General features: G+C 46.2%; 10 protein-coding genes. 1 reads left to right on the plus strand and 9 read right to left on the minus strand.

What is annotated here, in order from left to right:
• Positions 1-184: 184 nt before the first annotated feature.
• The 6 genes from MHB85_RS30295 to MHB85_RS30320 form a co-directional block, all read right to left on the minus strand.
• Positions 185-1,279 (minus strand): metallophosphoesterase family protein, encoded by a 1,095-nt coding sequence (locus tag MHB85_RS30295; RefSeq protein WP_105600492.1) that lies wholly within the window; start codon positions 1,277-1,279, stop codon positions 185-187.
• The gene (locus tag MHB85_RS30300) at positions 1,279-1,617 is read right to left on the minus strand and encodes a DMT family transporter (protein ID WP_083684565.1); all 339 of its coding nucleotides are present in this window, start codon (positions 1,615-1,617) and stop codon (positions 1,279-1,281) included. The genes MHB85_RS30295 and MHB85_RS30300 overlap by 1 nt, the downstream gene beginning before the upstream one ends.
• Complete coding sequence (locus tag MHB85_RS30305; RefSeq protein WP_223199814.1) at positions 1,614-2,384, minus strand: HAD family hydrolase; 771 nt, start codon at positions 2,382-2,384, stop codon at positions 1,614-1,616. The genes MHB85_RS30300 and MHB85_RS30305 overlap by 4 nt, the downstream gene beginning before the upstream one ends.
• Before the next feature lie 153 nt (positions 2,385-2,537).
• On the minus strand, positions 2,538-3,914 hold the full coding sequence (locus MHB85_RS30310; RefSeq protein ID WP_105600494.1) for an ABC transporter substrate-binding protein: 1,377 nt from the start codon (positions 3,912-3,914) through the stop codon (positions 2,538-2,540).
• Between the two features lie 37 nt (positions 3,915-3,951).
• Positions 3,952-4,797: a carbohydrate ABC transporter permease gene (locus tag MHB85_RS30315; protein ID WP_223199815.1), complete on the minus strand. Its 846-nt coding sequence runs from the start codon at positions 4,795-4,797 to the stop codon at positions 3,952-3,954.
• A gap of 59 nt (positions 4,798-4,856) precedes the next feature.
• Positions 4,857-5,732: a carbohydrate ABC transporter permease gene (locus tag MHB85_RS30320; RefSeq protein ID WP_341074174.1), complete on the minus strand. Its 876-nt coding sequence runs from the start codon at positions 5,730-5,732 to the stop codon at positions 4,857-4,859.
• Between the two features lie 198 nt (positions 5,733-5,930).
• Between MHB85_RS30320 and MHB85_RS30325 the strand changes: the two genes are divergently transcribed.
• Positions 5,931-6,503 (plus strand): GbsR/MarR family transcriptional regulator, encoded by a 573-nt coding sequence (locus MHB85_RS30325; RefSeq protein WP_091012392.1) that lies wholly within the window; start codon positions 5,931-5,933, stop codon positions 6,501-6,503.
• Between the two features lie 240 nt (positions 6,504-6,743).
• Here MHB85_RS30325 and MHB85_RS30330 read toward each other — a convergent pair whose 3' ends face one another.
• From MHB85_RS30330 to MHB85_RS30340, 3 genes are all read right to left on the minus strand, one after another.
• Complete coding sequence (locus MHB85_RS30330) at positions 6,744-10,778, minus strand: S-layer homology domain-containing protein (protein ID WP_149846873.1); 4,035 nt, start codon at positions 10,776-10,778, stop codon at positions 6,744-6,746.
• A 380-nt stretch (positions 10,779-11,158) separates the two neighbouring features.
• Complete coding sequence (locus MHB85_RS30335; protein ID WP_105600497.1) at positions 11,159-12,316, minus strand: glycerate kinase family protein; 1,158 nt, start codon at positions 12,314-12,316, stop codon at positions 11,159-11,161.
• Between the two features lie 3 nt (positions 12,317-12,319).
• The gene (locus MHB85_RS30340) at positions 12,320-12,754 is read right to left on the minus strand and encodes an Lrp/AsnC family transcriptional regulator (protein ID WP_091012387.1); all 435 of its coding nucleotides are present in this window, start codon (positions 12,752-12,754) and stop codon (positions 12,320-12,322) included.
• Positions 12,755-12,800 lie beyond the last annotated feature (46 nt).

Consider the following 12,800-nt stretch of genomic DNA (forward strand, 5'->3'; position numbering starts at 1 on the left):
CAACTTTACCCAACTCTAGCCTCCCCTGCTACGTTTCACGTGGAACTTTATGGGGTGGATGATCTGATACATACCTTTAAGATGGACACCAAAAAGGCCACCCATTGAGTAATATCATCAAGTCTAACTTATCTTAATGACATTGACCCTTAGCATGACCCTTTCCCGTTAACTATCCAAATAACTACCCTTTTACAGGATAACGCACCGTAAACTCAATACCCTCAATCCATTCACCCGCGACAAAGTCCCGTCCCTTCACAACAACTCGATCCTTATAAACCTCCACATGAAGTCCTTCACTGCCCTCCAGATGCTCATCCTGATCTGTCCAGAGATAACCTACAGACGAAGCGTTAAACATGGTTGGCATGTGGCCCGCACCATCGTACATCGTATGCTGCGCCTCCAGTTGCCAATGAGTGTGACCCGAGAAGAGGATCGCTTGCGGATATTTGGCCAGAACAGCCTTCAGTTCTGCATCCTGATTCACACCATACCAGCCTTGTTCCTTCAACGATCCAGCTACTGTATCCATGAGTGGTTGGTGCAAGAACAAAAAGATGGGATGATCTGGCGTTGCATGCTCAGACAATTTGGCATCCAGCCACTCCAATTGTTCAGCCGACATATCGCAATCCTTCGGATGAGGTTGCTCGGTGCCCAGGAAAATATAATGATACCCATCAATCCAGTGATCGTGGTATGCACCCTTCATACCTGTTGTCCCTTCAAAATCACTTAATCGACGCTGCCATAACCCTGCGACTGTAATGGGGTCCACTCCTGAAGAGATCCGTCCCCCATCCTGACCCTCCTGCTCCGAAGGTGCAGCAGACAACGTATAGGTTCCGCCGGATAGTTTCTCAATTAGAGCAGCTGATTCAGCAGCGGTTTGTTTAGTGACCCATTCCATATCTACTTCTTGCTCCAACAACTCGGCTACTTCATCTTCTTTCATCTCAAGCAAAACGATCGGCGGTTCTTGCCATACCACGGCTCCAATATCATGATTACCTACCGTGTACCAAATGTCCGGCAAGCTCTCCGCATGTTGCTTCCATATGCGCTGCAACTCACGATATTCGCTCGGCAGCCCCCGATCCGTCACATCACCCACATGCATAATCCCGCTGCTCCCCTGACTGAATGTAGCTATGTCGGCTAACGCTTGGTCCAGATGCCGGTTATGAATATGGTCTGCCTCATCTCGCACATGTGTGTCCGTAATAACCTGGAAGCTGGCAATAGGTTGCTCCGGTGTATGTTCATTTCCCATCAAGAATCACTCCATTTCAGTCCAATAATGCCAATCAGAATAAATCCGATCCAGACCATCGACGTGAGCCGCAGACGTTCACCAAAAAAGTAATGCCCCACAACGCCAATGAGCGTAATGCCCACGCCAGACCAGATCGCATAGGCTACAGCCAGCGGCATATACTTCACTGCAAAATTAAGAAAGGTAAAACTTGCGCCATAACAGACAAACATCAACACCGAAGGCCATAACCGCGAGAATCCATCCGATACTTTTAGCAAAATGGTAGCACTCAGCTCCAGCCCGATGGCCAGTGCCAACAGTACCCAGCCCAGGTAGGCATGACTGTTCGTCATCGATTCAGCCCACCATTCAGCAATTCATGGAAGGATTGAATCGTTCTGCCCGCCAAGCGGATTCTTCCCGGTTCTCCAATCCCAATCCGGTATCCTGCACCAGCGGCTCGTGCCATCTCCATATCTCCGTCCGTATCTCCAATGACCACCGTATTCTGCACGGATACACCCAACCGTTCACAGGCAAGCAGAAGCATATCGGGAAATGGTTTGCCCCGCTCCACCAGATCCGTACCAATCACCACGTCAAAGAAGGAGTCCAGCCCCATCCACTGCAAATGTTTAACCGCACTTGGTGTATCATCTGCCGTCACTACACCCATAATCACGCCCTTGGTACGGCACTGTTCAAGGAATTCTCGAACACCCGGTAACGGATGTGCCGGACGATGCTGCTCCATCTCTTCCTCCGCTCGCGCCAAACACTCCCGGACCATAATCTTGGATTCCGCCCAGCTGAGACCCGCACGATATCCATGCCAAGTCAGTACGGCATACATTTCATCCATCGTGCCCATCGCAAGTGGCCCACGCACATCATACCCATTCATTCGGCCTTGGTCATCGTGGAATGTACCCCATATCTGTGGGAATTCATCTGTGTCGATACGGAGTCCTTTGGTCGCTAACTGTTCTCTGAAATCGTTCAACACACAATCGGTCCAGAATCCCCACATGCCTGTAAAATCCAGCAACGTCCCGTCCTTGTCGAACAAAACGGCCTTAATCGGATTTAGTAATTCATCCATATACGATTCATCTTGCATCGGTTAAACTCCTTGTCTGCGATCTTTATGAACGGAAAGGACGGTACAGCATATGTACCGCCCTTTTCGCATGAGTTACTTATAGCAATACGTTTTGCTTGTTAGTCGAGCTGCTTCTCGACCAAATCACGTGGAAACCGTTCATCACTATCATTATTTCGTTACACGATCCAGTTCTTTCTGGGCTTTTTCCTTCGCTTCCTTCAGCGCCTGCTCCGCTGTCATATTATTGATCTGCACCTGATCAGCTGCATCTTTCAATGCATCATTGATCTTGCCACCCGTTGGATCCTGGAATGGAGCCGAAGCGTGAGCTGCCTGTTGCAATGGTACAGTGATCTGTGGATTCTCCTCACTGAATTTCATGAACTCTGGATCTTGTTGAGCCGATTGACGAACTGCAATATATCCGGTGTTCATGGACCATGAAGCTGTGTTTGAAGTCTCAGAGAAATACGTAAGCCATTGGTATGCTGCCTGTTGTTGTTCAGGCGTTGCAGCTGACGGAATACCTGCCGAAATGGCACTTGCTACCGGTTTTCCTTCACCAATACCTTCCCAGCCTGGTTGTTGCATTGCAGCGACTACGCTGAAGTCCAAGTCACCTTGGTCACCACTAGATCCCGTGTAACCTGCTGCTTTATTTTTCATCACATCATCAATCGTTTTGTACCAATACTCCCAGCCCTGACCTCCATAATGAATGCCCATAATCTTGTCTTCGTTAATCCATTTACGGAACAGTTCCCATGTCTCGATCCATTCCGGGGAATCAATCATGACGGTTTTGCCATCGGCGCTAAGAATCTGTCCGCCCTTACCCAGCACGGCATCAATCATATTGTCGCTACCCCACATCGGTTCCCAACCATAGAAGGTGGTCTTGCCATTCTCTTGCTTGCTCATCTTCGAAGCTGCCTCAGCCAGCTTCTCCCATGTCGTCAAACTTGCTGGGTCGATCCCATTCTCCTTGAACGTATCCATGCGGTAATACATGATCTGAGTTGTACCGTACATTGGCAAAAAGTATTGCTTTCCATCCACCTGTCCCTGGTTCAGGAATGTCTGAATGAAATCGTCTTTCTTAAAATTCGGATCAGCGGCAATCATCTCATCCATGGGTGCATAATATCCTTTGCGTGCCCAGTCTATATTGGAGCTGAGTACAGCGGCTGGAACCTTTTTGGAAGCAATTGCTGCTTGCAGCTTCTGTTCCGTTTCCGTGTAATCTGCTTGTACAATCCCTTTTACAACGACTTCATTCTGTGAGGCGTTGAACGCATCAATCGTCTTTTTCATGTTATCGCCCAGATTACCACCCAGACCATACCAAAACTCAATCTCCACCGGATCTTTCGCCTGCGCTTCGGTTCCACTGGCAGCAGCCGTCGTGCCGCCTGATTCTGCGGGTGCTTGTGTTCCACAAGCGGTCAGCAGTGCAAAGCTGGTCGCGAGTACCAGCGACATGCCACTCTTCCAGTTCAACCTCAATCTCTTTTTCCATGTCACGCTTGCCTGACTCCAATTCATTGTTGTTCCTCCCGTTTTAGGTGAATGGTAATTCATATCAGTTCTTGTTCACACCCGCCGTAATATTCACGCTCTGCATGATGGTCTTCTGGGTGAACAGGAAGAGAATAAGTAGGGGGGCGATGGTAAAGGCACTCGCAGCCATAATCTGTGGCCAAGCAAGTCCATATGCCCCACCTTCTACAAAGAAACTGCGCAGACCCGCCGATACCAGCTGCAAGTCAGGGTCTTTGGTGATGAGCATAGGCCAGAAATAGTTGTTGTACTGTTCAATAAACGTAATCAGAACCATCACGGCAAAACTTGAGCGAACAAGCGGCGTGATAATTGTCCAGAGAATCCGGAAGTGGGAAGCACCGTCGAGCTGTCCAGCTTCCACCAATTCGTGAGATACCTGCATAAACGCCTGCCGGATCAGGAAGATCGAGAACACGCTGACACAGTTGGATACAATCAAGCCTGTATAGGAATCCAGCAAGTTAAGTTCACTAAGTACCAGGTAACTAGGCAGATACACGGCTGTGCTCGGTATCATATAACCCACCAGAATCAGGGATGTCAGTACACCTTTGAGACGGAATTTCATATGTGTCAGGGCGTACGCCATCATACTGGAGTTGACGATCTGAAATAGACAGATGGCCAAGGCTACCCCGGTACTGTTCAGGATGTAACGGGCAAATGGTGCCGCATTCCAGGCATCCACATAGTTGCTCCACAGGAACGTCTCCGGCCAGAAGGTCGGCGGGAACTGCCAGATCTCATCATTGGTTTTGAATCCGCTAATGACCATCCAATAGAAGGGAAAGGCTGTACCCAACGCGATAATGGCTAACAGAAGGTAGCGAATCAATTTACTTATTTTAAAATTCGGTTGTGACACGTTCTGCAACTCCTTGCGCTTCATCCGTTTAGACTTTTTGTTGGGCAATGTCATTGTCATTAGTAGTGCACCAGACGTCTGCCAAGCAGGAAGGATACTCCCGACAGCAGCACGCAGATCAGAATAATCACAACGGCGATGGACGAAGCTTCACCTACGTTAAAGGATTCGAATGCAGACTGGTAATACATGTACAGCAACGTTCTCGTTGATCCCGCCGGTCCACCCTGCGTCATGACATTGATCTGGTCATAGGCTTGCAAGGACTGGATGGTTAGAATAATTGAGAGGAAAAATGTCGTTGGTGAGATCAGCGGCAGTGTGATACTTCTGAACTTGTCCCAACCGTTTGCCCCATCAATTGAAGCTGCTTCGGGCAGATCCGAAGGTAGATTTCGTAGCGCAACGAGATAAAATACCATTGCCCACCCAATCGACTTCCAGAGCGTGACGATCAGAACGGCAACCAGTGCCCAGTCCGCGTCACGCAACCATCCGATCGGAGATACGCCTACCCAGCCCAGCATAAGATTAGCGAGCCCCACTTCGGGCTCGAAGATCCAGGACCACGCAATGGACACCGCAACTGTAGGGGTGACCCAAGGTGAGAAGAGTAACGTCCGGAAGATGCCGGATGATTTGATCTTGCTATTCATGAGCATCGCAAGTGCCAATCCGCCCACAATGGTTGGGATTACACTTCCAAGTCCGAATAACAAGGTGACTTTCAATGACCGATAGAATTCAGAGTTTGTCAGCAGATAACTGTAATTGTCCAACCCAACGAACAGCTTGTCCGGGCTCATGAAGTCCCAATCGGTGAAACTGAGATAAACGATATATCCCAGAGGTCCCAGCCAGAAGATCAGCAACGGGATTAGAGCTGGCAGCGTAAATAGGACCGCCTCAGACTCCCTCCATAGTTTTAAACGCAAATCCCCCACTCCTTACTGTCCAATTTTTCTTTAATGATTGGGAATTTTTGAGTATAATCAGCTTTATATTTATTCTGTACAAAATTGATTGTACACTCGTATTGAAAATTCTAATTCCGGCTTATGTTAAAATTGGAGCAAGTCATGTAAAATATGAGGCAGCTAGTGGGAACGCTATCATAAACCAGAGGTGACATTGTGGGAAAAGAAACCGCCGGGAACCCGAATCATTCTTCGTTACCTGATCGGCATGCGCTGAGGGAGAGAGTTATTGAGGCCATCGCCAATACGATGGATCTATATGGGGTTAATCATACGTTTGGCAAATTGTACGGCATCATGTATTTTGAGGATCGACCGATGACACTTGAAGAGATGAAGACCTCGATGAATATGAGCAAGAGTAACATGAGCTATGCGGTTCGTTCGCTTACAGAATCACAGATGATCTATAAACTGGAGGAAAAGAAGGATCGCCAGGATCAGTATCTGGCTGAGACTGACTTTTATCGCACATTCCAGAATTTCTTCGGAGCCAAGCTCCAACGGGAAGTAGATGTCATGTTAGAAGGCATTCATGAGGTCATTCCTGACCTGTCGGCAATGATCCTTTCGGAACATACCTCTTCTGAAGATCGAGACGATGCACTGCGTGATCTGCACAAACTCCAACATGCGGAGCAATACTACGTCTGGCTACAAGGATTTGTGGATCAGTTGCGGGACGGTAAGTTTTACGAGAATGCTGCACACACGCCCGATAAAGAGTAGTACAACTGCGTAAACAGAATAACTAATGGGTGACCCAGGCGCTAACGAACCTAGACGATCTGACGTACCAATGTTGAGTCACACTAAACCGCAAAAAGGAGCTGTTCCTAGCCAATGCATGGCTTTTGGAACAGCTCTTTTTTTTATTCTATCTATTGTATTGTCATATCCTATCCGTCATTAGGGGTTCTTTTTTTCTATGCTACTGCGTTAATGCCCCCTTTTTTTCTTTTAAAAATATTACTTTTGCGCTGCAGCTTCGATATCTGCATATGCCCAGTGTGTAGCTGGTACATCACTGAACGTTGGCGTAACTGCGCCAGTTAGGGGTGTGCGGTTGAACAATACATTCAGCACTTTCACCGCTTCAGCACGGGTCAGCTTACTGTCCGGTTTGAATGTACCATCGTTGTAACCAACCATCAGGCCAGCAGATTGCACGTATGCAATCGCATCTGCTGCCCACAGGGCTGCGGATACATCTGTGAAGGAAACTACTGTTCCATTCACGGTTGTTGAATTCGCTTGTTGCTGCATCCAGCGATACGCAATGGTAGCCATCTGTGCACGGGTGATCGAACCTTCCGGTGCAAATTGAGTGTTGCTCATGCCATTCATGATGCCAGCGGATTGCGCTTTTTGAATCTCACTTGTTGCCCAGTGTGTCGCAGATACATCCTTGTAGCTCACACCATTAGTAGAACCTGCTGCCGGTTCAGTTGGAAGATTGCGAGCCAGCATAGCTGCCATCTGTGCACGGGTTACGAATGCATCTGGACGGAAGTCAGTACCGAAACCTTGGATGTACGGTTGATGTGTACTTTGTGAAGCTTTCAGTCCATCCACAACCACGAGGGTGAACGTACTGAATTTGGTTACGGTAAATTCGATGCCTTCGCTGTTATTCGCGAGTTGCACCAATTTGCCTTGAATCAATTCTTTTGTGCCGTCACTGTGTTCGATATAGATCGCCAGGTTGTCCAATGCTTGCTGACGAGCAGCCGGATCAGTTGGCAGACTGTCACGCAGTGGCAACGTAAGTGTCACTTCGCGGCTCTGCATATTCGTGTCGATCTCTACTGGACGAGCCAGTACGCGTACATTCGTGTTTGGAGCAACCTGTTGGATCAATTGCTCTTTCTTCGCACGTTCTTCGACTTCTTTGCGCTCCGATTCCTTTTTCAAAGGTACAACGCGGAAGTACAAGTCTTGATCGAATCCAGCGATGGAACTCGTCGGAACGGAAATCACTACATTTTCAGTAGAGATTTCAAGTTTCAGCGAACCCTCATTCAGTTCTTTCACCGCTGCCTTGGGTACTTCAATACGTGTCTCGGACACGGCATCTTTGGTGTCTGGAATCACGATGCGTGCGGTGTTCATATTCAATTGTTTTGCTTTTTCCACCGATTCCTTGGCAATCGCTTCGGTCATTTTCACCAAGTCCTTGATCGTGCCGTTGGTTTCGGTTGTACGGGTAATTGGTGTCTTTGTCAGGTTGATGCCGTTTGTTCCATTAACGTCAACCACGATCTGCTCTTGTTTCGTTGTTGGTGCGGGTGTAGAGGTTACTGGTGTGGTCGTGGACGATCCGCCACCTGTGCTACCACCCGGGTTAGGCGTTGGAGTATTGCCATTATCTGTGCTGCTATCACCATTCTGTGTAAAGACAAACTTCACAGCGCGGCCTGGCAGTTCATCGCTGATTGCTTTGTAACGAACCCATACCGTTTTGTTGCCGCTAAGGTCCATTTTTTGAATGAAGGCAACATCAATCCAGTGCAGCTTATTGTCAAAGGATATCTCCATCGTGCTGTCCAAGCCCATTAGGGTGTTATTGATATCATTGCCCTTCACATCTGGAGCCGTAAAGAATCGGTTAAATACATATTGCAGATTCCCAACATCCTCGTAACTGTCTTGTTCATTTAGGACCCATTCAGCCAATTCCTTCTGGCCTTCAGGACTGAGTTCTGCCCTTTTGGATAAATCAAGAGCGCCTCTAAGATTAAATTTGTATTTGCTGAAGAATGCTTCACCTTTAATCTGATTTTTCATTGCTACATCAAGCCACTGATCCATTCGTGGTATAGAGGTAGCTTGCTCAAATGAATCGATAGGCATAGAGAGGAGATTCAGGACAATATCAGGATCAACAATATCCCCTTTAGACACTCCTTCCAACCTTTCGAATGCAACTAGATGCAAGTAATTATATGCCAGTACACCTTTATCTACTTTGCTACGTTCCAAATGTTGTTGTCCAAGGCTGCGTAACACATATGTCTGTTGGTCATTAAAGTGATTAGGTCCATTTACTAATTGCTGAGCGAGCAGATCCAGCTTATTCCTAAGAACACTGAGTTCCCTCTGCTCCCAAACAGATTGTGCCAATACACCAAGTTCAATCATATATTGGACCTGTTCTTTGTTTTTATAATCTTTATTTACATAGTCGATCAGGAATCCCGCAATGAAATCTCTAACCTGTAAGGATAAAGCTCCGTATCCGTTAGGCAGAGTAATACCCAGATCAGGATCTTCCATAGCCATTCGCATTGCTTCTATATTACTGTTGCTCTTTGCAGTATTTAAGACAGTTAATGGATCTTCATTATCATCAGGGAAAAATTTATTAAATGCAGTCTGAATTGCTTCGAAACTTGCATATCCACCAAGTGGTCTTTCGGTAAGCATATGGTCTGCCAATTGTTTTTGCTCTTCGGAAGTGAGATTATCCAATTTGCTGACATCCAAAGGGAATGTTCCAAGTGGAATCTCCACGTCTTCATCCGAATTATACCTCTCAATATCTCCCTGAATTTCTAACATATTTATTAACTTTTTCAACATTTCTTCTGATGTTTCTACTTTGTTAATAAAAGGGGTTTCATCCAGTGCTGATTGCGTATAATTCAGTATCTCCGAGATATCGAGTTTTTTTGTGAGTTTACGCTCATATCTAAAAGCTGCCATACGTCTTTCAACTTCGGAGGAATCGAGATAATAGTGAATAAGTTCATAGTATTCATCATCTGCTTCTATATCATTGAATTGTTGCTGTATTCGTTCGGCTTGCTTATTAAAAAATGCATCAAGGATTTCTCTGGAGTCAGTTCCTCCAATTTTGTGAGGAAGCTCCATGGCTTGCAAGGCTAACTGCACTACATATTGGACTTGTTCCTTACTCTTATACCTACTAGATGCTGGCGGACTTGATTCCTCCAACATATACTTTGCAATTTCAGATTGTTCTTCTTCAGATAATGATTCAAAATCCGGAGTAGCAATGAAATTTTTGTTACTAAGCAGCTCTATTACTTCTGGGATGAAATCGGTAATAGGATCCTGATCTTTTTTCTCTTTGATATCGTTAAATTGCTCCAACAAGGCTGAACTATTGGGTTCGAAAAACGCATCAAATTCTTTCTGAACTTCGGATACCGTTTCATAACCGTTTTGCGGCTTATGATCAATCATCCATTGAGCCAGTTCTTCTCTCTTTTGATCATTTTCTTCAATGGCCTCCATTTTCTCCATCTGAACTGGAAAAGGGACTATACTGGAGTCCATGGTACTCATCATTCTGGTCATTCGATTATGTTTCATCATGGAGTTTAGTGCTTCGTCCATATCCGATACATTGTTAGGAGTATTAATTGGTCGATATTCATCGATTAATGTTTTCATAAAATTAAGCTGTGAACCGTAAGGTACAGAATCTTGTGATCTGTTTATGGAAGCCCCAAACATAGCAATATTCATATACATTGGTTTATCGACACCGCTCAACATGTTATAGACAACGCTTGCCTCAACCATTGGCTGTGCTTCGTCATACGGTAGAAAACCTCCCGCCTGACTATACAATCCATATACCTCATCCAAAAGATATTCTGCATTATTTGAATTCATCACTTTAGGCATTTTTAACAAGTTATATAGGAGTGCAAAAACATACTCAACTTGGCTTTGACTCTCATAATCTACCTCCCGTGGTAGCAAAAGAATTATTCCTCGAGTCAGTTCTTTCTTTTGCTCATCATTCAGCAGGTTATAGGTGGTGGAAATATCGGTCATATCTATCAAACTGCCGCTCTCCAACATACCCTGAACTTCTGGAATAGCTACTTCAATATCCTTATCTGAACTTCTGATTTGGTTAAGTTGGTCCAACGGAGTAAATGGGTCAGCACTTGCAATCCCACCAACACTAACCACCTGTAATAACAAAACAGCAATTAAAAGGTAGCTTATAAGCTTTTTGTAAACCATGTAATCTGTTCCTCCCTATCTCATGTTTTTTTACATATAAATTCAATCTATCTGATACGTAAGGCCTATTGTAGTGCACTGCAATAAACAGAATCTAAACAAAAAAAGTAAATAAAAGGAAAAAGATCCACCCTGTAGTGCAAAAACAGGATAGATCTCAATTTTTTTCGCCAAAATTCATCATTTTATTTTTAAAAAAAGTATTCTTTTGGACCTATATAACTCTGGCTCTTAAATCAGGGTGTACCCGCCATCCACATACAATGGAACTTCACAGCAAAAAAACGAGAGACAGATCACCTGATATCAGGCATATCTGCATCCCGTCTTTGTCACATCACATTCCAATCTGACCCCATACGATCTCAATGGTCGCCTACCTAAGAAAGTAGACCCAGCCTCAGTACTCTTGCAATATTCTCGATGGTACGTTCCACATTCTCCGGGCCTTCTCGCAATAGTCGATCCAGATCTGCTGCCCCAGGCACAATACCAAATATGGCATCGATGCCTTCCGCGTAGAGGGTGTCGATCCCTTCGCCCACATAGCCTGCAAGAGCAATCACAGGTTTACCCGCTTCCTTGGCTGCCCGAGCAACACCATAGGGGGTTTTGCCAAATTTCGTTTGGAAGTCGATACCGCCTTCGCCCGTAAATACCACATCCGCAGCAATCAACTTTTCACGCAACTCAGTATATTCAATGACAATCTCAATCCCTTTACGTAATACAGCCTGTGTAAAAATCAAGAGTCCTGCGCCCAATCCACCCGCCGCTCCCGCTCCTTGTACATCTCGGATATCTTTGTGTAGCTGCTGTTTCACCACATCTGCATAATGGGACAGATTCACATCCAGCTGTTCAACCATCTCTGGAGTTGCCCCTTTTTGTGGTCCAAACACCCTTGATGCGCCATGCTCCCCACATAGGGGATTGGTCACATCACAGGCCACAATGAACTCCACTTCCTGCAAACGCTCATCCAGACCGGATACATCAATCTGAGCCAGTTGATCCAGAGCCCCGCCACCACGCGCAAGCGGCTGACCCTGTGCATTCAGAAACTTCGCACCAAGTGCTTCAGCCATGCCAGCCCCACCATCGTTGGTCGCGCTACCACCAATGCCAATGATGATCTTGCGTATGCCAAGGTCTAGACATGCGCGAATCAACTCGCCTGTTCCATAGGTTGTCGTCCGGAGCGGGTCCCGGGTGTCCTTGGCAACCAAGTGGATGCCGCTGGCCGACGCCATTTCGATGGCCGCCATGGTTCCGCCACCCAGAATGCCATACTGCGCAGTGACTGTCTGACCCAATGGTCCGCTCACCTCGTGCTGGTGAAGGACCCCGCCGGAAGCGTCCACAAGGGACTGCACCGTACCTTCCCCACCATCTGCCATAGGTACATGAATATAGCTTGCCGTCGGGTATATTTTACGCAACCCTTTTTCCATCGCAATACATACTTCTTTCGCTGTCATGCTTTCTTTGAACGAATCCGGTGCCAGAACAAATGTCTTCTCTCTAGTCTCTCTCATATCCTAAAGGAGAACACGGTTTTCCATAATATTTTTCATGCTGATATGGGATTTGGAGGGTCCCAGCTTCACCAGTGAATCCTGAAATCCGGCAAGTTCTTCAATGGACGCCGTCTGCACTTTGATCAGATAGTTATACTCACCGCTAATCCGATAGACATCCGTGACTTCGATAGCCTGTTCACAGAACTGGACCAACTCGTCGCAATGCTCTGTTTTGAGCAAAATAAACGTCGTGGTTCCACGGTTTAATTGGGCTAAATTATAGATGGTTGAATATCCTGTTATCACACCTCTCTCCTCCAGTTTCAGGATTCTTTCCTTAACCGAAGGTTGGGACATGTTAATTTCTTTGCTTATCTGTGCAACGGGAATACGTGCATGATGTTGCAGCAAGCGCATAATCTGCTGATCGATTTCATCTATCATGTGTTCCATTTGTAAACCTCCGAATCGTTGGCTTATTTAATAAGGTTTTCCTGAT

Source organism: Paenibacillus sp. FSL K6-4396, assembly GCF_038002525.1.
GTDB classification, from domain to species: Bacteria; Bacillota; Bacilli; order Paenibacillales; family Paenibacillaceae; genus Paenibacillus; species Paenibacillus amylolyticus_B.

Excerpts from the sequence above, each read along its gene's own strand:
- MHB85_RS30295 (WP_105600492.1), bottom strand. The coding sequence starts at position 1,279 with ATGGGAAATGAACATACACCGGAGCAACCTATTGCCAGCTTCCAGGTT.
- MHB85_RS30305 (WP_223199814.1), bottom strand. The coding sequence starts at position 2,384 with ATGCAAGATGAATCGTATATGGATGAATTACTAAATCCGATTAAGGCC.
- MHB85_RS30335 (WP_105600497.1), bottom strand. The coding sequence starts at position 12,316 with ATGAGAGAGACTAGAGAGAAGACATTTGTTCTGGCACCGGATTCGTTC.
- MHB85_RS30340 (WP_091012387.1), bottom strand. The coding sequence starts at position 12,754 with ATGGAACACATGATAGATGAAATCGATCAGCAGATTATGCGCTTGCTG.
- MHB85_RS30330 (WP_149846873.1), bottom strand. The coding sequence starts at position 10,778 with ATGGTTTACAAAAAGCTTATAAGCTACCTTTTAATTGCTGTTTTGTTA.
- MHB85_RS30300 (WP_083684565.1), bottom strand. The coding sequence starts at position 1,617 with ATGACGAACAGTCATGCCTACCTGGGCTGGGTACTGTTGGCACTGGCC.
- MHB85_RS30310 (WP_105600494.1), bottom strand. The coding sequence starts at position 3,914 with ATGAATTGGAGTCAGGCAAGCGTGACATGGAAAAAGAGATTGAGGTTG.